The 17,906-nt window shown below is 61.9% G+C and carries 24 protein-coding genes; 16 read left to right on the top strand and 8 right to left on the bottom strand.

Features of this window, described 5'->3' with window-relative positions; translation table 11 throughout:
* Positions 1 to 83 precede the first annotated feature (83 nt).
* Positions 84 to 1,100 (top strand): 4-hydroxy-3-methylbut-2-enyl diphosphate reductase, encoded by a 1,017-nt coding sequence (locus ACU4IU_RS01690; protein ID WP_446655728.1) that lies wholly within the window; start codon positions 84 to 86, stop codon positions 1,098 to 1,100.
* 72 nt (positions 1,101 to 1,172) lie between these two features.
* On the opposite strand, the gene ACU4IU_RS01685 is transcribed toward ACU4IU_RS01690, so the two are convergent.
* A complete protein-coding gene (locus ACU4IU_RS01685; protein WP_446655727.1) occupies positions 1,173 to 2,369 on the bottom strand; it encodes a DNA recombination protein RmuC in 1,197 nt (398 codons plus the stop codon).
* A gap of 72 nt (positions 2,370 to 2,441) precedes the next feature.
* Here ACU4IU_RS01685 and ychF point away from each other — a divergent pair, with 72 nt between their 5' ends.
* The 6 genes from ychF (at position 2,442) to ACU4IU_RS01655 (ending at position 5,739) form a co-directional block, all read left to right on the top strand.
* The gene (ychF, locus tag ACU4IU_RS01680) at positions 2,442 to 3,527 is read left to right on the top strand and encodes a redox-regulated ATPase YchF (protein ID WP_139907503.1); all 1,086 of its coding nucleotides are present in this window, start codon (positions 2,442 to 2,444) and stop codon (positions 3,525 to 3,527) included.
* 33 nt (positions 3,528 to 3,560) lie between these two features.
* A complete protein-coding gene (locus tag ACU4IU_RS01675; protein ID WP_446655726.1) occupies positions 3,561 to 3,842 on the top strand; it encodes a type II toxin-antitoxin system RelE/ParE family toxin in 282 nt (93 codons plus the stop codon).
* Positions 3,817 to 4,137, top strand: a complete 321-nt coding sequence (locus tag ACU4IU_RS01670) for a HigA family addiction module antitoxin (RefSeq protein ID WP_139466833.1) — start codon at positions 3,817 to 3,819, stop codon at positions 4,135 to 4,137. Before ACU4IU_RS01675 ends, ACU4IU_RS01670 begins: the two co-directional genes overlap by 26 nt.
* Complete coding sequence (locus ACU4IU_RS01665) at positions 4,134 to 4,391, top strand: NUDIX domain-containing protein (protein ID WP_446655725.1); 258 nt, start codon at positions 4,134 to 4,136, stop codon at positions 4,389 to 4,391. Before ACU4IU_RS01670 ends, ACU4IU_RS01665 begins: the two co-directional genes overlap by 4 nt.
* 321 nt (positions 4,392 to 4,712) lie before the next feature.
* Positions 4,713 to 5,306, top strand: coding sequence for a hypothetical protein (locus ACU4IU_RS01660; RefSeq protein ID WP_446655724.1), 594 nt, complete (start codon positions 4,713 to 4,715; stop codon positions 5,304 to 5,306).
* Positions 5,299 to 5,739 carry a HEPN domain-containing protein gene (locus ACU4IU_RS01655; protein ID WP_172168922.1) on the top strand — a complete coding sequence of 147 codons (441 nt, stop codon included), beginning with the start codon at positions 5,299 to 5,301 and terminating at the stop codon, positions 5,737 to 5,739. Before ACU4IU_RS01660 ends, ACU4IU_RS01655 begins: the two co-directional genes overlap by 8 nt.
* 332 nt (positions 5,740 to 6,071) lie before the next feature.
* Here the strand turns inward: ACU4IU_RS01655 and ACU4IU_RS01650 are convergent, their stop codons facing one another.
* Positions 6,072 to 7,106: a methionine synthase gene (locus tag ACU4IU_RS01650; RefSeq protein ID WP_172168925.1), complete on the bottom strand. Its 1,035-nt coding sequence runs from the start codon at positions 7,104 to 7,106 to the stop codon at positions 6,072 to 6,074.
* A gap of 17 nt (positions 7,107 to 7,123) precedes the next feature.
* Positions 7,124 to 8,116, bottom strand: coding sequence for a putative oxygenase MesX (locus tag ACU4IU_RS01645; RefSeq protein ID WP_446655723.1), 993 nt, complete (start codon positions 8,114 to 8,116; stop codon positions 7,124 to 7,126).
* 123 nt (positions 8,117 to 8,239) lie between these two features.
* On the opposite strand from ACU4IU_RS01645, the gene ACU4IU_RS01640 reads away from it, so the two are divergent.
* Positions 8,240 to 9,187, top strand: coding sequence for a LysR family transcriptional regulator (locus ACU4IU_RS01640; RefSeq protein ID WP_446655722.1), 948 nt, complete (start codon positions 8,240 to 8,242; stop codon positions 9,185 to 9,187).
* 113 nt (positions 9,188 to 9,300) lie between these two features.
* The gene (locus ACU4IU_RS01635) at positions 9,301 to 9,588 is read left to right on the top strand and encodes a putative quinol monooxygenase (RefSeq protein WP_446655721.1); all 288 of its coding nucleotides are present in this window, start codon (positions 9,301 to 9,303) and stop codon (positions 9,586 to 9,588) included.
* Positions 9,589 to 9,679: 91 nt separating this feature from the next.
* On the opposite strand, the gene ACU4IU_RS01630 is transcribed toward ACU4IU_RS01635, so the two are convergent.
* Positions 9,680 to 10,069, bottom strand: coding sequence for a VOC family protein (locus tag ACU4IU_RS01630; protein ID WP_446655720.1), 390 nt, complete (start codon positions 10,067 to 10,069; stop codon positions 9,680 to 9,682).
* A 235-nt stretch (positions 10,070 to 10,304) separates the two neighbouring features.
* Between ACU4IU_RS01630 and ACU4IU_RS01625 the strand changes: the two genes are divergently transcribed.
* The 3 genes from ACU4IU_RS01625 to ACU4IU_RS01615 all read left to right on the top strand — a co-directional run bounded on the left by ACU4IU_RS01625 (position 10,305) and on the right by ACU4IU_RS01615 (position 12,661).
* The gene (locus ACU4IU_RS01625) at positions 10,305 to 11,489 is read left to right on the top strand and encodes an alpha/beta hydrolase fold domain-containing protein (protein WP_446655719.1); all 1,185 of its coding nucleotides are present in this window, start codon (positions 10,305 to 10,307) and stop codon (positions 11,487 to 11,489) included.
* Between the two features lie 221 nt (positions 11,490 to 11,710).
* Positions 11,711 to 12,064 (top strand): DUF1801 domain-containing protein, encoded by a 354-nt coding sequence (locus ACU4IU_RS01620; RefSeq protein ID WP_139907519.1) that lies wholly within the window; start codon positions 11,711 to 11,713, stop codon positions 12,062 to 12,064.
* Between the two features lie 156 nt (positions 12,065 to 12,220).
* A complete protein-coding gene (locus ACU4IU_RS01615; protein ID WP_139466844.1) occupies positions 12,221 to 12,661 on the top strand; it encodes a YtoQ family protein in 441 nt (146 codons plus the stop codon).
* Between the two features lie 77 nt (positions 12,662 to 12,738).
* Here ACU4IU_RS01615 and ACU4IU_RS01610 read toward each other — a convergent pair whose 3' ends face one another.
* Positions 12,739 to 13,212 (bottom strand): phage tail protein, encoded by a 474-nt coding sequence (locus tag ACU4IU_RS01610; protein ID WP_172168946.1) that lies wholly within the window; start codon positions 13,210 to 13,212, stop codon positions 12,739 to 12,741.
* A gap of 148 nt (positions 13,213 to 13,360) precedes the next feature.
* Here ACU4IU_RS01610 and ACU4IU_RS01605 point away from each other — a divergent pair, with 148 nt between their 5' ends.
* From ACU4IU_RS01605 to ACU4IU_RS01590, 4 genes are all read left to right on the top strand, one after another.
* A complete protein-coding gene (locus tag ACU4IU_RS01605; protein ID WP_139466846.1) occupies positions 13,361 to 13,756 on the top strand; it encodes a hypothetical protein in 396 nt (131 codons plus the stop codon).
* Positions 13,757 to 13,895: 139 nt separating this feature from the next.
* A complete protein-coding gene (locus ACU4IU_RS01600; protein WP_446655718.1) occupies positions 13,896 to 14,867 on the top strand; it encodes an alpha/beta fold hydrolase in 972 nt (323 codons plus the stop codon).
* A 4-nt stretch (positions 14,868 to 14,871) separates the two neighbouring features.
* Positions 14,872 to 15,429, top strand: a complete 558-nt coding sequence (locus tag ACU4IU_RS01595; protein WP_446655717.1) for a GNAT family N-acetyltransferase — start codon at positions 14,872 to 14,874, stop codon at positions 15,427 to 15,429.
* Positions 15,430 to 15,431: 2 nt separating this feature from the next.
* Positions 15,432 to 16,295 (top strand): GNAT family N-acetyltransferase, encoded by an 864-nt coding sequence (locus ACU4IU_RS01590; protein ID WP_446655716.1) that lies wholly within the window; start codon positions 15,432 to 15,434, stop codon positions 16,293 to 16,295.
* Positions 16,296 to 16,301: 6 nt separating this feature from the next.
* Here the strand turns inward: ACU4IU_RS01590 and ACU4IU_RS01585 are convergent, their stop codons facing one another.
* From ACU4IU_RS01585 to ACU4IU_RS01575, 3 genes are read right to left on the bottom strand one after another with little or no spacing between them, the layout of a single operon-like run.
* Positions 16,302 to 16,796 carry a mycothiol transferase gene (locus ACU4IU_RS01585; RefSeq protein WP_135538239.1) on the bottom strand — a complete coding sequence of 165 codons (495 nt, stop codon included), beginning with the start codon at positions 16,794 to 16,796 and terminating at the stop codon, positions 16,302 to 16,304.
* Between the two features lie 45 nt (positions 16,797 to 16,841).
* Positions 16,842 to 17,285 carry an alternative ribosome rescue aminoacyl-tRNA hydrolase ArfB gene (gene arfB, locus ACU4IU_RS01580; RefSeq protein ID WP_446657569.1) on the bottom strand — a complete coding sequence of 148 codons (444 nt, stop codon included), beginning with the start codon at positions 17,283 to 17,285 and terminating at the stop codon, positions 16,842 to 16,844.
* Position 17,286: 1 nt separating this feature from the next.
* Entirely contained in the window at positions 17,287 to 17,892 is a 606-nt protein-coding gene (locus ACU4IU_RS01575) for a 1-acyl-sn-glycerol-3-phosphate acyltransferase (RefSeq protein WP_446655715.1), read from the bottom strand.
* Between the last annotated feature and the right edge of the window lie 14 nt (positions 17,893 to 17,906).

The following is a 17,906-nucleotide window of genomic DNA, read 5'->3' as shown; positions in this document are numbered from 1 at the left end:
CCTTCCGAATCCCAAGCCTAACGAACGCCACCGACACAGCCCATTCCTGGCCGCAGTCGATGCCTCCGGCTTAGACTGAACGGGTGAGCGTCGTTTCAGTACCTGCCCCGACCATTCCGCGCCGGCGTCTGGCACCTGGCGAGATCCGCACTCCGGTCAATGCTGACAAGAGGGTGCTGCTGGCCGCACCGCGCGGCTACTGTGCCGGCGTAGATCGTGCTGTCATCGCCGTCGAGCGCGCCCTCGAGCACTTCGGCGCACCGATCTATGTCCGCAAGGAGATCGTGCACAACCGGCATGTCGTCGAGACCCTGTCCGAACGCGGGGCCGTCTTCGTCGATGACACCGATGAAGTCCCGGAAGGTGCGCGGGTCGTGTTCTCCGCTCACGGAGTCTCACCGGCCGTGCACACCGAGGCTGCCCAGCGTTCGCTGTCGACGATCGATGCGACATGCCCGTTGGTGACGAAAGTCCACAAGGAGGCCATCCGGTTCGCCCGGGACGGCTTCCGCATCCTCCTCGTCGGCCATGCCGGACACGAAGAGGTCGAGGGCACCATGGGCGAGGCGCCGGAACACATCACACTGGTGCAGAGCTCGGAAGAGGCCCGCACCATCGAGGTTCCCGATGCCGAGAAGCTGGTGTGGATCTCACAGACGACCTTGAGCGTGGACGAGGCCATGGAAACAGTGGAGATCCTGCGTGAGCGCTTCCCGCACCTGCAGAATCCACCCAGCGATGACATCTGCTACGCGACACAGAACCGGCAGGTCGCGGTGAAGAAGATCGGGCCCGACGCGGATCTCGTCATCGTCGTCGGGTCGGCGAACTCCTCGAACTCCGTTCGCCTCGTCGAAGTCGCCCTCGAACACGGGGCGAAGGCTGCCTACCGTGTCGACTTCGCCCGGGAGATCGACGAGACATGGCTCCATGAGGTCGCCACGGTCGGAGTCACCTCCGGAGCGAGTGTTCCCGAGAACCTCGTCCAAGATGTGCTGCAGCTGCTGGCCGACTATGGATTCAACACCGTCGAAGAGGTCGTCACCGCCGAAGAGGACCTCATATTCTCGCTGCCGAAGGAACTGCGCAAGCTCGGCTGAGCTGAGCAATTCCGCTACGCGGCTCGACGGGGAGTCTTACGACTCAACGGAGTCGACGAACGCTGTCGATTCTCAGCTTGTCCCCGTCTGCCGATCACGTAGATGAGTCGGACCGCGTCCGTCGAAGTCCATGGCCCGAGGGCGACTGAGTTCTTCTGCGCTGATGCCGCGAGTGCGAGTATCGAGTTCGGCCACGGCGTCGAGCTCGTCGGCGACGATTCCCGTCGAGGGGAACTTTCGCGCGGTGACGAGGAAGCGCGTCTCCAGCGAGGAGACGAACCGGTTGTAGTCCTCGACCGAGCGGTCCAGGCTGGCACCCATCCGTGACACATGAGTCACCAGAGTGCCGATGCGTTCGTAGAGTTCCGTGCCCAGCCGCAGCACCTCGGCCGCGGAGGTGGACATATCCGCTTGCCGCCAGTTGAGCGCCACGGTCTTCAACAGCACCAGCAGAGTCGCCGGTGAGGCGAGGACGACGTTCTTGCCCAGTGCATGATCGATCATCTTCGGGTAGCTTGCCGCGGCCGCGGAGAGCAGACCGTCGGTGGGCACGAAGCAGACGACGAAGTCGGGGGAGGCTTCGAACGCCTTCCAGTACTCTTTCGATGCCAGCGCATCAACATGTCGCAACAGGGCGCGGGCATGGTCCTGACCGCCCGTGCCGGCGTCGGCCGCCTCGCCGGAATCCTCGTTCATCCGCGCCGACAGGGGAGTCTTTGCATCGATGACGATCGTGCCGCCGCCGGGCAGGTGGACGACCATATCGGGTCGGTGGCGCTTACCATCACGTTCTGCGCTGACCTGCGTGTCGAAGTCGACGTGGGGGAGGAGGCCGGCATATTCGACGATGCGTTTGAGCTGGACCTCGCCCCAGTCTCCACGGTGGGTCGTCGAATTCAAAGCGTTGGCCAGTGACCCGGTCGATTCCTGGAGGCGGAGGTTCTGTTGGCTGAGGTGCCCGATCTGGGAGTTCAGTCGGGTGATCTGTTCGATCTGCGTGCGGTCCTGGGAGTGCAGGTTCTCCTGCAGATTCTTCACGCTTGCCGCCAACGGCCCGATGGCGGCAGTGATCTCACCGGCCATCTGCGCATCGGCCTCGAGATCTTCGGTGCGCTCGGACAGGATGCGTGACGTGGTCTCGGCGCGAGTGAGTCTCTCGAGATAGCGGGAACGGGTGAGACTTCGGCCGAGGAGGAATCCGAGCGCGGCGGCGAGGACGATCGCCACGATGAAGGCGATGATGACTGCGGATGCGGGGAAAGCATTCATGATCCCAGGGTGACAGAGGGCACTGACACGAGAATTCGAGGACCACCTCGGCGACGGCTAGACTTGGATACCGTGGCTTTGACTATTGGAATCGTGGGACTGCCCAATGTCGGCAAGTCGACCATGTTTAACGCACTGACCAAGAACCAAGTTCTCGCGGCGAACTACCCGTTCGCGACGATCGAACCGAACGTGGGCGTGGTCCCGCTGCCGGACGAGCGACTCACGCGACTGGCTGAGATCTTCGGCTCCGAACGCATCCTCAATGCCACCGTCGACTTCGTCGATATCGCTGGAATCGTGCGCGGCGCCTCCGAAGGTGAAGGCCTGGGCAACCAGTTCCTCGCGAACATCCGTGAAGCCGATGCGATCTGCCAGGTCATCCGCGGATTCGTCGACGACGATGTCGTCCACGTCGACGGCAAGATCAGCCCCGCCGATGACATCGATACGATCAATACCGAGCTCATCCTCGCCGACCTCCAGACATTGGAGAAGGCTCGGCCCAGGATCGAGAAGGAAGTCAAGGGCAAGCGCGCTCCTGCTGAGCAGCTGACTGCGATCGATGCCGCCACCGAGATCCTCGAAGGCGGGCGGACGCTCTACCAGGCGATGCAGGCCGAGAACTTCGATGTCAGTGCGCTGCGCGAGCTGCAGCTGATGACGGTCAAGCCCTTCCTCTACGTGTTCAATGTCGACGACGAGGTGCTCGCCGACGAGGACAAGAAGAATGAGATGCGGGCACTGGTGGCTCCCGTCGAAGCCATCTTCCTCGACGCGAAGTTCGAGTCCGAACTCGCCGAACTCGACGAGGAGGAAGCCCGGGAGATGCTCGAATCGACCGGCCAGGAAGAGAGCGGACTCGATCAGCTCGCCCGAGTCGGCTTCGACACCCTGGGTCTGCAGACCTATCTGACGGCCGGGCCCAAGGAATCCCGTGCGTGGACGATTCCGAAGGGAGCCACCGCCCCCGAGGCGGCCGGAGTCATCCATACAGACTTCCAGAAGGGCTTCATCAAGGCCGAAATCGTGTCCTTCGATGATCTCGATGCGAACGGTTCGATGGCTGCCGCGAAGTCCGCCGGCAAGGTCCGGATGGAAGGCAAGGATTACATCATGGTCGATGGGGACGTGGTCGAGTTCCGGTTTAACGTCTAGCGTTATTGACGGTTTCCGTTATAGAATGCTCTCGTGATCAGATCGTTCGGCAGCAAGGACGCCGAGCGCATCTGGCATGAGCAGTACGTCAAGCGCGTCGACCGGACGGTGCAGCGGGCGGCCATGCGGAAGCTCGAGCTGATCCATGCGGCGAAGGATGTCGAGGATCTCCGGGTCCCGCGGGGCAACCGCCTGGAGCGTCTGGTCGGCGACCGAAGCGGGCAGCACAGCATCCGCGTCAACGCGCAATGGCGTATCTGCTTCGTCTGGAGAGAGGGAGGTGCGGACGATGTCGAACTCGTCGACTACCACTGAGGCCGACCTGATCGAGCCGATCCACCCGGGAGAGATCCTGATGGAGGACTTCATCGAGGGCTTCGGGATCACTCAGAACAAGCTCGCGGTGTCCATCGGCGTGCCGCCACGCCGGATCAACGAGATCGTGCACGGCAAGCGGGGGATAACCGCTGATACGGCGATCCGTCTGGCGCGCTACTTCGGAACGTCCGAGGAGCTCTGGATGAATCTGCAGTCGAACTACGAGCTTCGGCTTGAGCGCCGTGTCCTGCACGACAAGGTTGCCGCGATCACACCGTTGGAGGTTGCGTGACTGTCCTCGTGGAAGAGCTCCGCGATTCTGCACAACGTGACGGCGTGGAGAAGTTCGTGGTCGGCGCGGTGATACATTCAGATGGGTCTGTGCTGGTCGTCACTCGTAGCGAACTGGACGACTTCCTGCCTGGGATCGATGAACTGCCCTCTGGTGGCGTTGAGGTCGGGGAGTCACTCACAGCGGCGCTTGATCGTGAACTGCTCGAAGAAGTCGGATTCGAGTCTGAGGTGATCAATGGCGACTTACTTTAACACTTCGACTATAGATCCGCTTCGGGGAGACTGACGCGACAGCTCACAGTGTCAGTGCCGTTGGCCGATCGTATTGTGAAGCTCTCGGACGAGCACGTCGCGGCTCGATGGATCACTGCAAGGGATGATGTCATTGGTGCGTCATGTACGCCAGAGACTCAGGGCGTGATCGAGACATGGTTCCTCCGCTGAGGTCTCCCGTGCTTGCCGAGCGTGTGGTTTGAGACGTTGTTCCGTGCCGGAACTCGGTGGAGTTCCGGTCCATCGAGTGATGCCCACACTCTTGACTCTTCCTATAAGTGGAAGATATCTTCGTGTTCTATGAAGAATATCGCACCGCAGCTGACGCCTTTCGTGCGCTCGGATGCCGTTGGGGCGATTCTGGCCGAGACTCTCGGGCACCCTGAGCGGGAGTTTACGCTGGCAGAGCTTGGGCGGCGCACGGACACGAGCGGCCCGGTCGTGCACCGCGAAGTGGGGCGACTGGTCGACTCCGCCGTGCTTCGTGACCGGTATGAGGGGCGAAACCGTCTCGTGAGTGCGAATGCCGACCACCCATTGTTCGCTCTGATGCGAGATCTGATCGCGGCGACCTACGGGCCGGTGCCGGTCTTGCGTGAGCTCTTCGACGGGATCGACGGGGTGGAGGAGCTGCTGATCTACGGATCTTGGGCCGCGCGCCGGTCCGGGGAAAGCGGTGAGTTTCCCAACGACTTAGACGTCCTCGTCGTGGGGGAGACGCCGCGGAAGACGCTCTCGGGGATTGCGGCCGAAGCAGGTGACAAGCTCGACTTGCCCGTGAACATCACGCGTATCGCACCGGTTGACTGGAACTCTGAGGACCCGTCGCCCTTCGTCTCGACGATTCGGTCACGCCCCTTAGTCGATGTGAGGTCCGGTGAGATCCTTGCCTGAGATCGTCAATCAGATGCTCGTGAACCGAAGACTGGAGCGTGTGGAGCGGAATCGCGAGCATGCGCTGGCTGTGGTCGTGACCGCAGAACGCCATATCCGTACGGCAGAGCTGCTTGCTGATACCGACGATCACGCGATGGCGTTCACAGCGGCGTACGATGGTGCGCGCAAAGCGCTCGTCGCGGTTCTTGCCGCCGAAGGGTTCCGTGTCCGACCCGTGGGCGGAGCTCATCGCAACACCGGGATCGCGGCAGCGGGCTTCGTCAACGACAGTGCCTTGGGCGAGTTTGAGTGGATGCGTCAAGTGCGCAACGCGACTGAGTATCCCGACGACGATCGACCGACAGCGACGAACCAAGACGTGGCTGAAGCGATCACCGCGGCCGTTCGGATCGTCGATGTCTGTGCCGAGTACGTGCGTCGCGACGGGTAGTCGACGAATTTGGGTGCAGTTTTTCGCCCGCATCGGCTTCGACACGGCGGAAGAGTTCTGGATGAACCTGAAGTCGAGCTGCGGGCTGCGTCGTGAGCGTCGGGTGCTGCGCGACAGGATCTCTGCGATCACACCTCTCGTAGTCGCGCAGCCGTTCGACTCTTCGCGGAATCCGGTCTGCCGAAGGTTCCGCTTCAACGTCTGCGGCAGAGGCTGGGGCACTGTGGCAACGACAGCTTGAGCTGTCACTGCACTTCCCCGGCTCAGAACGCCCGAATAGTTGCGGAGAGGCCGGACGGCTCTGGACGTGTGCGGATGGAGTGCGGCGGCGATCAGCCCCTAGACAGCTCCTTGCGGACGATCGCTGTTCCCGCACTCAAGGCGCTCATCTTCGCGAGGGCGACGTCGCGCGCGAAGGGGGCCATGCCGCAGTTCGTGCTTGGAATGAGCTTGTCGGCGTCGACGAACTTCAGAGCCTTGCGCAGAGTCGCGGCGACCTCCTCCGGTGTCTCAATGGTCTCGTTTGCCACGTCGATGGCACCGAGCATGACCTTCTTGCAGCGGATCAGTTCGATGAGGTCCATCGGGACATGGGAGTTGTGGCATTCGAGCGAGACGATGTCGAGGCTCGAGCGCTGCAGGAGGGGGAAGGATTCCTCGTATTGGCGCCACTCGGACCCGAGGGTCGTTTTCCAGTCGTTGTTCGCCTTGATCCCATAGCCGTAGCAGATATGCACTGCGGTTTCGGCCCGCAGACCTTCCGCTGCTCGTTCGAGCGCGGCGACTCCCCAGTCCTTCATCTCCTCGAAGAAGACATTGAATGCGGGCTCGTCGAACTGGATGATGTCCACTCCCGCCGCCTCCAGATCCTTTGCCTCCTGATTGAGGACCGTGGCGAATTCCCATGCCAGCTTCTCGCGGCTCTTGTAATGGTCGTCATAGAGTGTGTCGATCATCGTCATCGGTCCCGGCAGCGCCCACTTGATCGGCTGATCGGTCTGCTGGCGGAGGAACTTCGCATCGTCGACGAAGACCGGTTTCTCACGGCTCACGGCGCTGACGACTGTGGGTACGCTTGCGTCGTAGCGATCGCGGATCCGAACCGTCTTGCGCTTCTCGAAGTCGACTCCGCTGAGATGCTCGATGAACGTCGTCACGAAGTGTTGGCGGGTCTGCTCTCCGTCGCTGACGATGTCGATGCCGCGGTTGGTCTGCTCATGAGTCGAGATGCGCAGGGCATCGTGCCTGCCCTCGACCAAGGCATCGCCTTGGAGGTTCCAGGGGGACCAGAGGGTTTCGGGCTGCGCGAGCCAGGACGGCTTCGGCAGACTGCCGACGATTGAGGTGGGCAACAGCGGCTGGGTCATCGTTTCTTCTCCTGCGGTCATGCGACTGGGACGGGTCGGTCGGACGCCCACTGCTCGAGCATCTCTCGGTGCGGGTTGACGAAGAACTCCTCCGTGAACTTTCCCTGTCTGATGCCGAGCTGGTTGCGTTCGACGCGATCATAGGTGACCGGCATCTCCGAGAAGTCGTGCCGGTCCAGCGTCGGCCGGTAGACCTCTCCGGCGGCGGTATTCGCGTTGTAGATCTCTGGCCGATAGATCTTCTGGAAAGTCTCCATCGTGGAGATCGTGCCGATGAGCGCCAGATCGGAATAGTCGCCGAGGAGGTCGCCGCGATGGTAGAAGGCCAGCGGTGCGACGCTGCCCGATGGCATGAAATACCTCACCTGGAGTCCCATCTTTGCGAAGTAGTCATCGGTCAGCGAGTAGTCGTCCTGCTGGTATTCGAACCCGAGAATCGGGTGGTGATTCTCGGTCCGATGGTACGACTTGCTCGTGGACACGCTGATGCAGATCACGGGTGCCGTCTGGAACCGTTCCCGATAGGCGGCAGAATCGAGGAAGTGTTGGAATAGTTTGCCATGCAGATCACCGAAGTCATCGGGGACCGTGAACTCGGTTGCGGCCTCATTGGCAGCCGGCAGCCGCACGCTGAAATCGAAATCGCGGACGAAGGACGAGAAATTGTTCCCCACGATCCCGGGGTGACGTTTTCCAGTGAGTCTGTCGATGATCTGGATATCCAGGACTTGGAGCAGCGGGAACTCCTGTTCCCGGCCGCCCGAGGTGAAGTGAAGTCCTCCGGAGACGATGTCGAGTTCGAGGACATAGCGATCCCGGTCGGGATTGTCCCAGGACGCGAGTTCGTTGAAGCGGCGATTGATGATGCTCAGAGCAGTGCGGAGGTTCTGCTGACGGTCCTCGCCCCTGGCGAGGTTGGCGAAGTTCGTCGTCGCTCGGGTGCTCTCCGACGGCGAGTAGTCCTCGTCGAATCGAGTCGTGGTGATGCTGAATGAGAACTCAGGTGTCATGGACGTCCAATTCGGTGGGTGTGCGGCCGGTTGTGGTCGCTGGCATGTCTGTGATCCATCCTGCCCGTCCCCTGTGGCCATCGGGTAACTCGGGGGAACTATGGATTCCTATAGCCTTGATCTATGTCTCGAGGTCTGAAGAACATCACGCTGCTGCAACTCCAGTACTTCATCGAGGTCGCGTCGGAGGGGTCGATCACCGCCGCCGCCGATCTCCTCTATGTCTCTCAGCCGACCATGTCTGCCGCGATGAAGGACCTGGAGACCCGTGTGGATCGCGCTCTGCTCGTCCGATCCGCCCGCGGGGTGACGTTGACTGACGACGGTGTGGAGTTCCTCGGCTATGCCCGGCAGGTCGTCGAACAGGTGGAACTCCTCGAGCAGCACTACCTAGGGCGCCCACCGTCACGGCGTCTGCTCGGAGTTTCGGCGCAGCACTACTCGTTCGTCGTCGATGCTTTCGTTCGGATGGTCAAGGCCAGCGATGCTGCCGAGTACGAGTTCTCACTGCGAGAGACGCGTACCTGGGACATCATCGAAGACGTTCGCACGCTCCGCAGTGAGCTCGGCGTCCTCTACCGCAACGACTTCAACAGGAAGGTCATCGACAAACTGCTGCGAGATTCCGGGCTTGCGTTCCACCCGCTCTTCCTCGCCTCCCCGCACATCTTCATCTCTCGTACGAACCCGCTTGCCTCCCGCCACCGCGTCACCCTTGACGATCTCGCCGCCCTGCCGCGGCTCACTTTCGACCAGGGGGCGAACAACTCGTTCTCCTTCGCCGAGGAGATTCTCTCCACCCTGTCGAGCAAGCAGGAGATCCGGGTTTCTGACCGTGCGACCATCTTCAACCTGATGATCGGACTCGACGGCTACACCATCTCGACGGGCATTATCAGCGACGATCTCGATCCGGCCATCGTCGCGATTCCACTCGAGGTCGATGAACGCATCGAGATCGGCTGGATCGATCATTCCGGGATCCCGCTGACCGAACAGGCGCAACGCTACCTCGACGAAGTTCGGGCCGTCGTCGGCGGTTTCGGCATTGCGCTGCTCGATCAGCCGTGACCGAGGACAGCACCAAAGGAGTTCTGGATGAACCTGCGGTCGAACGACGAGTTGCGGATGGTTCAGCGCCTGTTGCGTGATGCTGTCGCCGCATTAACACCTCTGGAGGCCGCATGTCTGTCGTCACATTAAGAGGCAGGCTCATCTGTGCCGACGGCAACGAGGCGGACATCGTCGCCGGCCATCTTGACCGGCATGTCGAGCTCACTCGCGCCGAATCCGGGTGTCTTCACTTCAGTGTCGAACCGACGGCGGATCCACTCGTGTGGATGGTGTCCGAGAAGTTCGTCGACAAGCATGCGTTCGATTCCCATCAAGCGCGAGTGCGGGTCAGTGACTGGGGCCGAGTGACGGAAGGAATCATGCGGGAGTACACGATCGACTATGGTGCGGACTCCTGATTATCTGGGTTCGGAGGGTTGATCACTTTCCGTGAAGCATTCCGGTGGAGTTCCGGTTCAAGGTATGACTTGTACTGCGGGCGAGACTTGGTCAGCTGACAGTCTGCACGACCTGAATCAGATGTCCTTCTGGGTCATCGGCCCAAGCGATGAGCAGGTGGTCGAGCCAAGATTCCGGTGGCTTGATCGGGGTTGCACCGAGATCGACCCGATGCGCGTAGCCTGCGTGGACGTCGTCAGTCCAGAGGATCACCGCTGCGTGCTGGCCGTCGGCGACCGGGTCGAGGCAGTGGTCATTGCGGGTGCTCGTTTCAGTTGCGAGCCCGATTCGGTACCCATCTAGGGTGAGGTCGACGTGTATAGGTGTTCCAACTCGAGGGGTGCGAAATGCCTCCTCGAAGCCGACGCGCCGATAGAAGTTCGCCGCGCGGTCGATGTCGCGGGTGAACAGCACGATCTGAGGCGTGCGAAAGAGCGTCATGCGGCTACATTGCCTCTGGGCTGCTGACGTCGTCAAAGATAGGCACGAATAGTCGTCATCGCACCTGATTCATCAAGGTCGTGAGAATCAGGTGCGTTAGAGTGACCCCTGGCGCCAGCAGCTGACCGCCACGATGAGATCTGCCGCAGAGGGAATCTCAACCCGAAAGCTCGGAAGGCGAGGACCGAAGATGACAGCCAGCAAGAATTCGTCACAGCCCGCGGTGCCTCAGCGCGTGACCAAAACAGTTCGGGCAACGGGCCTCATCCTCGCGCTCGTGCTCGGTGCGATCGCTGCGGTCATCGGCCTGGCATCGCTTATTCCCGGGCTTGGCCCGTTCAGTTCCGCCGCTGCTCGGTTTGCGCCGACGATTGCGCCGATAGCGACTGTGATCGGAGCGATTGTGCTTGGGTTCGGAATCGTCTGGCTGCGCCGAGGCCGTCGATGGACCGGAGCTGCAATGACAGGATTCGGAGCGGTGAGCACAATCGCGAATCTGGCGGTCGTCATTGTGCTCATCGTTGCCATCACCTCGGCCGGTGGTTCGGTGAACTTGTTCACTGCGACGTTCGGGCTCTCGGCGATCGACTCGGCGTTGCCTGATCGCGAGGAAGTGTACGACAAATCCAGCTCAGGCGATGACCTCTCCGTATCGATCTACGAACCGGAGAGAGCGAAGGGTTCGGCTCCGACGATCATGTATGTTCACGGAGGCGGTTGGATCGCAGGCGAACCGAACGCAGCGAGCTCAGAGCTCCGTGAACTCGCCGATCACGGCTACCTGGTCGTATCGGTCGAATACGAACTCGCCACCCTGGATAACGCAACCTGGCAGAGCGCACCATCGCAGGTCGCCTGTGCGGCAAGCTGGATTCAGACCCACGCAGACGCGATCGGTGCGGATACCGATCGCCTTGCGTTCTGGGGCGAGAGTTCGGGCAGCAACATGGTCGCCAATACCGCTGGTGCCGCTGCGCAGGGCGACGCCGAGTCGTCGTGTGGCGGGAAGGTTCCGGTTCCGGCGGCGGTCATTGCCGACTACCCCGCGTTCGACGTGACGGGCCTCTACGAGAACGCCCCCACCGGGCCCGGCGCGGGATCCGGCACGCGCCTGTTCGCGACCAGCTACACGGGTGGCACACCAGAGGAGTATCCGGAACGCTACTCAGTGGCCGATTCCGTCACGCACCTGAAAGCACCCGCGCCGCCGATGCTCATGATGACAGCGATGCGCGATGACGTGATCACCCCAACCGACCAGCTTTCATGGGCCGAATCGGCCCGAAGCCGCGGAGTCGACGTCACAACCGTGAAAGTTCCCCTCGCCAATCATGCATACACGCAGAAGGCGAAGAACTCAATCGGCAGCCAGGGACACCTGAGCATCGCAGAGGCCTACTTATCCGAACAACTTCGCTAGCCACACGACTGTTGTGGATCTCGGCTGCTCTGGCGGGGAGGCATCGATGCAGGTATCGTGGAAACCGGCAGCACGTACGGTTGCCAGCACTTCCAGGTACCTAAGCCTGAATCATTGCGGAGAGCTCCGGTCGGCCCGGAACATGTCCAGATGGGGTGCGGCGCATTCTTGCGCCGTCTTCAACCGCCGGTGCGACACACCGGCTGACGTAAGGACATGACATGACGACCAAAGACGAGAAGAACCTGTCCCAGGTGACCGACAAGATCGCGAAGATGGACGAACCGGAACGATCGCTCATGCAGCGAGCGCACGACATCATCGTGACCGTCGCCCCCAGTCTCAAACCGCGGATCTGGTACGGCATGCCAGCCTATGCTCTGTCCGCGAGCACCCCTGCACTGGTGACACTGCGCAATGATGAGCGGGTCAACCTGGCCCTCACGGAAAAGGTCGAACTCACCCCAGCCGGTGGTTCCGACGGATCGCTGATGCCCGCCGCATGGTACTTCGAGACCATCGACGAGGCCGCCGAGAAGCGCATCGCCGATATCGTCAGGACGGCAACCTCCTGACGGTGACGATCGCCGGGCTGAGCCCGCAGACGTCACTTCGTGCGATGTCTGGGGCTCGGCCGCGCGGTCGGCGCTGAGCGTCTCACTTCCGATTGGCTATGGTGGTGCTTAAAGGGAGAGCAGTCCCATCTGCCATAAGTTTGAGGAGTGATCGACTTGAGTTTCTCTGTATATCTGTCCGGTGAGATCCACACCGAGTGGCGCGATGAGATCAAGCGCGGTGCCGAGGCGGCCGGTCTGGATATCGATTTCACCGCACCCGTGACCGACCATCCTGCCAGCGATGCTGCCGGTGACCACCTCGGCGAGAACGACAGCGCCTTCTGGCGTGATCACCAGTCGGCGAAGGTCAACGCCATCCGCACCCGGACCCTGATCGAAAAGGCCGATATGGTCGTCGTGCGCTTCGGAGACAAGTACAAGCAATGGAACGCCGCCTTCGATGCCGGCTATTGCGCGGCACTCGGCACACCCTATGTGACCCTCCACGATGCCGACATCGTGCATCCGCTCAAAGAAGTCGATGCCGAAGCCAAGGCCTGGTGCCAGACGACGGATCAAGTGGTCGAAACCCTGAAGTATGTTCTCAGAGACTGAACTCGATGAGTTGAGACCGCGAACGACCGAGGAGTGAAAACGGCCGGTCGCGGCCTCAGGACCTGCGCGTCGTGACGCTACGGCAGGGGATGATCACCCTTGATCTTGAAGAAGGATCCACGGATCTCCCCGGCGAGCTTCGACTTCTGACGGGCGAACTTGAACGCCGACAGCTCGGGAGGCACGTCCATCCCCTCCGAAAGTTTGAAGCCGACGGCCCGCTTGCCATCGTCTGCTCGTGTCCATAGGACATTGACTGCGAGCCCGGACTCGTAGAAGACGTGCACCCAATAGATGCCATCGACGTCATTGATGCTGACTTCGAGGGCAGGCGAGGTCGGTACGATCTCACGCTCGGAGTCAAGGATCTCCTCCACCCAGTTCAGGGCCTCCTGTACCTCGGCGGCCGGGGCCACGGCGAATGTGTGTTTGTATTTGTTGGAGAAGTACCGTGCCTCGTTGGCGCGCAGACCAGCCAGCGCCTCGGCGATGGGGGAGGATTCGAGTCCCGCGGTGGAGACATCGGTGAATGAAACGGCTTCGAACGGCATGGGTCAAGGATATGCCTGATCCTGGATATCCGCCCACGACCGGGCCCACGGTCGTCAGGAAGGGTGAGAGACTCGCTCATGAGGCAGCGAATCCGCATGTCGCCGAGGGCCGATGAACATCTGTCAATGAACCTCTGAGGAGGAATGCATGCACAGCGGAACCGACGTCAAACCGTTCACACCGTCAGACCACTGGCTCAACGACTGGCCGTTCGACGTGTGGACCGTAGTTCAAGTCCGGGCCTCGATCACAGGTGCTGCCGCCGAGCGCGCGGTGCGCACGTTTCAGGCTGCTCTCAGGCCCGACCCCGATGCTGATGTCGCCGAAGGCACAGAAGTTCACTTTTGGGGAGGCTATACGGCGGAGACGTCTCCGTCGACTGGCAGAATTGGATGGCAGATCGTGCTCAAATCGTCGGGTCAGGACGGTATCAGCTCTGTCATCGGAGCGACTGACGACCTCGTCGAGGCGATTCGTCAGACGTCTGGAGAGGTGCGACTCACCTGGCATGAGGTGGCCGCGAGCCGGGCCGAAGGCCATTGAGCAGGTGAAAGCCTCCGTCCCCGCACCCAGGGTCCCCGCACCCAGGTCGAATCGGTGCGGTAGGGTGATCTGCATTCCACAAGTTTTGCGAACTGCACCACGGCGGTGCAGACACACGTGACGACAGAGGAGTCCCACCTTGGCCCTGCACGAAATCGAGTTCACCTCTCACAACGATCGTGACACGGTCTTCGGCTGGCTCTACACACCGACCACTGAACCTCGAGCCATCATCCACATCATCCACGGACTCGGCGAGCATTCCCGGCGCTACCACCACCTCATCGCCACCCTCGTCGACTCCGGATTCGCCGTCGTCGCCGATGACCATTCCGGTCACGGTCGGACGGCCATGCAGTCGGGAATCTGGGTCGATACAGGTGACGACGCAGCTCGAGTGGTCGTCGCCGACGAACTGACGCTGCAGCGCAAGGCTCGCGAGATCCTCCCGAATCTGCCGTACATCGTGTTCGGTCACAGTTGGGGATCGATGATTGCACGGGTCATGGCCTCCGATCCGACGGCTGGCCTCGCGGGGCTGGCTCTGTGTGGAATCGCTGCGCAGATGCGCGGTATCGATCAGACCATCGACCGTGTCGAACTCGCCGAGGCGGCCACCGGCAACCGACGAGCCGAACCTGCATCCGATCAATTGGTGGGCCAGCTCTTCGACGGATTCGTCGAACGTTTCGGTCCGGATGCCGGCCCCACCGCGTGGGTCGCCCTCGACGAGGCTGTCGTCGCCGATCATGGGCGCGACCCCTTCAACAACTTCGGCGCCCCGATGAGCTCCCGATTCCTGCAGGGCTTCGTCGAACTCTATGACGGTGCCAATGCCGATTCCTGGTACGCGACGATCCCCAGCGGTCTGCCGGTGCTCATCCTCGCAGGTGACCAGGATCCTGTCGCGAACTACGGCGAAGGCGCCTATCACGTCGCGAACCGCCTCCGCGCGACCGGACACGACGATGTGCGCACCCGCGTCTTCGCCGAAGTCCGCCACGAAGTCCACAACGAACCGACCACCCGCCTCGAGGTCGAGGCGGAGATCGTCGACTTCGCTTCCCGCGTCAGCAATCGGACGAGGCCCGTTCAAACGAACGAGAGCTGAATCCGTGAACCCGGCAGAAAGCTCAAACCGCAGTGTGAATTGGCCACAGGCGACACCCATCGTCACCGACAGGCTGCAGCTTGAGCCGCTCGCAATCCACCATGCGTCGGAGATGGTGGAGACACTGTCCTCACCCGACCTATACACCCATATCGGTGGGACGAGCCCGAGCCGGTCCGAACTCGAACGACTCTATGCACTCCAATCCGCAGGTGCCTCACCGACCGGTGACGCCGGCTGGCTGAACTGGATCGTTCGCGAAACGGCTGAGTCCGCTGCAGTCGGATATGTTCAGGCCACAGTGACAAGAGCCGAAACCGGTTATCAAGCCGACATCGCTTGGGTCATCGGCGTCGACAGCCAGGGGCAGGGATTCGGCACCGAGGCGGCCCGAGCCATGGTCGATTGGCTGGCGGATCATCTCGTGACTGTGGTGCAAGCGGCCATCCATCCTGACAACGCCGCTTCCGCCCGAATCGCTGTCTGTCTCGGACTGCAACCGACCGACGAGATCGACGACGGTGAAGTCATCTGGCGCGCAGAGGCGAGGACAGAGGAATGACCATGTTGACACCGACTACGACGGACCTGCCGGACATCATCGACACTGTCGCGTCCTGGCAACGCGAAGGACTGCCCGTCCAGGTACATCCCGGAGACCTCGGTTGGTATCAGCGTTTCGGGGCCGATGCGCTCGCCTCGGCACTGCGGGTGTGGACTGTCGGCGACGAAGCTGCGGCCGTCGGATTCCTCGACGAATCCGAACTCATCCGAATGGCCATCTCACCCGATCACTCCGATGACCAAGCGCTCGCTGAGGCGATCTTGGCCGATTTCACCGGAGATCTCACCGAACTGCTGCCTGCAGGGAAGGGCATCGTCGAAGCTCGATTCGGATCCGCCCTGCAACATACCCTCGCCGAGGCGGGATGGGGATCTGATGAAGCGTGGACCACGCTCCACCGAGATCTGAGCGAACCGATCCCATCCGTTACCCAGCGGATCGAAACGGTCGACCCCGACAGAGCAGATAACCGTATCGCCGACCGTATCGCGGTCGAATCCTCGGCTTTTCCCGGGTCCTCATTGACTGCGGACCGTTGGCGGTCCATGGCCGACGGTCACGCTTACAAGCAGGCCAAATGTCTCGTCGGATTTACCGCCGACGGCGCTCCAGCCGGTGCCACAACCGTTTGGTCGGCCGGTCCTAGGCGCCCCGGTGTCATCGAACCACTCGGCGTCCACGGCGACCACCGGGGTCACGGATTCGGAGTCGAGATGACACTGGCCGCGGCCGCGGCGCTGAGGGAGATGGGAGCCTCGAGCGTCACCGTGGCCACGCCGACATCGAACACAGTCGCCGTCGCCACTTACCGTGCGGCTGGGATGAGCATCCTCGGCGAAGTCAGGGATTTCTGTCGACTCTGAACCGAATCAAACAGACGCACCTGCGATGAACGCCGCCTGCGCGACATGCTGGATCGCATCGTCGATGATCGAGACCATCCGAACGCCACGGGTGACTGCGGGAGTCCAGTTCCTGTCGATGACTTCGTCGAAGTCATCCTCGGAAAGCGTCTTTGCATAGTCGGTGAACGCGTTCAGAGTAGCGGCGAGGTAGTCGACGAGCAGCTGTTGATCGTCGACCTTGATCTCTGCCGCCTGTTCGGGACTGTGTCCGTAGCCGAAGGTCTCGCCGATCTCGCCGAGATCGAACCGGTTCCGGAAGTCCTCCCACTGCTCGGGCTTGCCCGTGAGGGCTGAGAGCTGCACGTCGATCTCACGGCCGCTGTGCCACAGCAGCCAGGCGACGGAATTCGGATGACCGCCCAGACGGCTGTTGAGCTGTTCGGGGGAGAGGTCGGGCAGAGCTTGTGCTGCCTGAAGGGGACGCTGGGACAGGTCGGTGAGAATGTCGATGCTGTTCATGTCGCCCATTCTGCTCTTCACGTCAACCACTGTCACCACCGGGGCTCAATCGAGACGGGGCCTGCGACGGTTGCGTTTGATCTCCGACCGCCGCTGTTCGGTCAGGACTCGGCGACGACGGGAATTGCGTGACGGCTTCGTCGCTCGCCTCTGCACCGGCGGAGCCAACGCCTCACGCAGCAGCTGCGCCAGACGCATGCGTGCGTCCTGACGGTTCTTCAGCTGTGACCGCTGCTTCTCCGAAGTCACGGTCACCACGGTGCCCGACAGTCGTGGTGCCAACCGACTGAGCACTCGCTCGCGTTGAACCTCGGTGAGGAACCTCGCTGAGGCCAGGTCGAGGCTCAGTTGCACCCGTGAATCGGAGGTATTGACGTGCTGGCCGCCCGGGCCGGATGACCGGGAGAACTGTTCGGACAGGTCGGACGCGGGGATGACCAGCCCGGCGGGGATACCCGGCCCGGCGGGGACGCGCAGATCACCGTCCATCTCAGTTCGGCTCCGCTTCGCCTTCGCGATCGTCACCGGCGGAGTCTTCTTCGCGCAGCCTCGGCGTGATCTGCAGGTGCGGGCGGATTCCACGCTTGTCGGCGTAGAATTCGCGGATCCGATCCATGTCTGCGGCGATGTCGCCGGTCATCTCCAGGGTCGGGCCCAGCCCGGTGGTGTGCGTAGTCGTATCGAGGTAGCCCAACGTTACGGGCATTCCCGTTGCCATCGCGATGCGATGGAACCCGGATTTCCAATGAGTGTGTCCGCCGCGGGTGCCATCAGGGGTGATGACGAGCGCGAAGACCTCACCGTCTCGCATGCGGTCGACCACCTCGGTGACGATCTTGCTCGGATCCGACCGATCGACGGGAATCCCACCGAGTCCCCGCATGATCGGCCCCCGCCAGCCGGTGAACAGGGAATGTTTACCCAGCCAATGGACGTCGACGCGCATGCGCCACGCGATCGCGAGCATGACGACGAAGTCCCAGTTCGAAGTGTGCGGAGCGCCGACGAGGATGGTCGGGCGGTTCGGAGCGGGCTCGGTCACGAGGTTCCACTTGCTGAAGGACCAGAAAGCGCGAGCGAGGAGGCGTCGGATCATGAACTCAACGGTAA

The sequence above is a fragment of the Brevibacterium sp. CSND-B09 genome (assembly GCF_052906525.1).
The sequence above is the reverse complement of the archived record's forward strand: the minus strand, read 5'-3'. Positions and strand labels throughout refer to the sequence as shown.

What these genes read in the sequence shown, in the direction of transcription:
- ACU4IU_RS01645 (WP_446655723.1), bottom strand. Translation starts at nt 8,116, where the DNA reads ATGACACCTGAGTTCTCATTCAGCATCACCACGACTCGATTCGACGAG.
- ACU4IU_RS01605 (WP_139466846.1), top strand. Translation starts at nt 13,361, where the DNA reads ATGCACAGCGGAACCGACGTCAAACCGTTCACACCGTCAGACCACTGG.
- ACU4IU_RS01650 (WP_172168925.1), bottom strand. Translation starts at nt 7,106, where the DNA reads ATGACCCAGCCGCTGTTGCCCACCTCAATCGTCGGCAGTCTGCCGAAG.
- ACU4IU_RS01685 (WP_446655727.1), bottom strand. Translation starts at nt 2,369, where the DNA reads ATGAATGCTTTCCCCGCATCCGCAGTCATCATCGCCTTCATCGTGGCG.
- ACU4IU_RS01575 (WP_446655715.1), bottom strand. Translation starts at nt 17,892, where the DNA reads ATGATCCGACGCCTCCTCGCTCGCGCTTTCTGGTCCTTCAGCAAGTGG.
- ACU4IU_RS01590 (WP_446655716.1), top strand. Translation starts at nt 15,432, where the DNA reads ATGTTGACACCGACTACGACGGACCTGCCGGACATCATCGACACTGTC.
- ACU4IU_RS01635 (WP_446655721.1), top strand. Translation starts at nt 9,301, where the DNA reads ATGTCTGTCGTCACATTAAGAGGCAGGCTCATCTGTGCCGACGGCAAC.
- ACU4IU_RS01670 (WP_139466833.1), top strand. Translation starts at nt 3,817, where the DNA reads ATGTCGAACTCGTCGACTACCACTGAGGCCGACCTGATCGAGCCGATC.
- ACU4IU_RS01630 (WP_446655720.1), bottom strand. Translation starts at nt 10,069, where the DNA reads ATGACGCTCTTTCGCACGCCTCAGATCGTGCTGTTCACCCGCGACATC.
- ACU4IU_RS01610 (WP_172168946.1), bottom strand. Translation starts at nt 13,212, where the DNA reads ATGCCGTTCGAAGCCGTTTCATTCACCGATGTCTCCACCGCGGGACTC.
- ACU4IU_RS01660 (WP_446655724.1), top strand. Translation starts at nt 4,713, where the DNA reads ATGAAGAATATCGCACCGCAGCTGACGCCTTTCGTGCGCTCGGATGCC.
- ACU4IU_RS01620 (WP_139907519.1), top strand. Translation starts at nt 11,711, where the DNA reads ATGACGACCAAAGACGAGAAGAACCTGTCCCAGGTGACCGACAAGATC.
- ACU4IU_RS01640 (WP_446655722.1), top strand. Translation starts at nt 8,240, where the DNA reads ATGTCTCGAGGTCTGAAGAACATCACGCTGCTGCAACTCCAGTACTTC.
- ACU4IU_RS01585 (WP_135538239.1), bottom strand. Translation starts at nt 16,796, where the DNA reads ATGAACAGCATCGACATTCTCACCGACCTGTCCCAGCGTCCCCTTCAG.
- arfB (WP_446657569.1), bottom strand. Translation starts at nt 17,285, where the DNA reads ATGGACGGTGATCTGCGCGTCCCCGCCGGGCCGGGTATCCCCGCCGGG.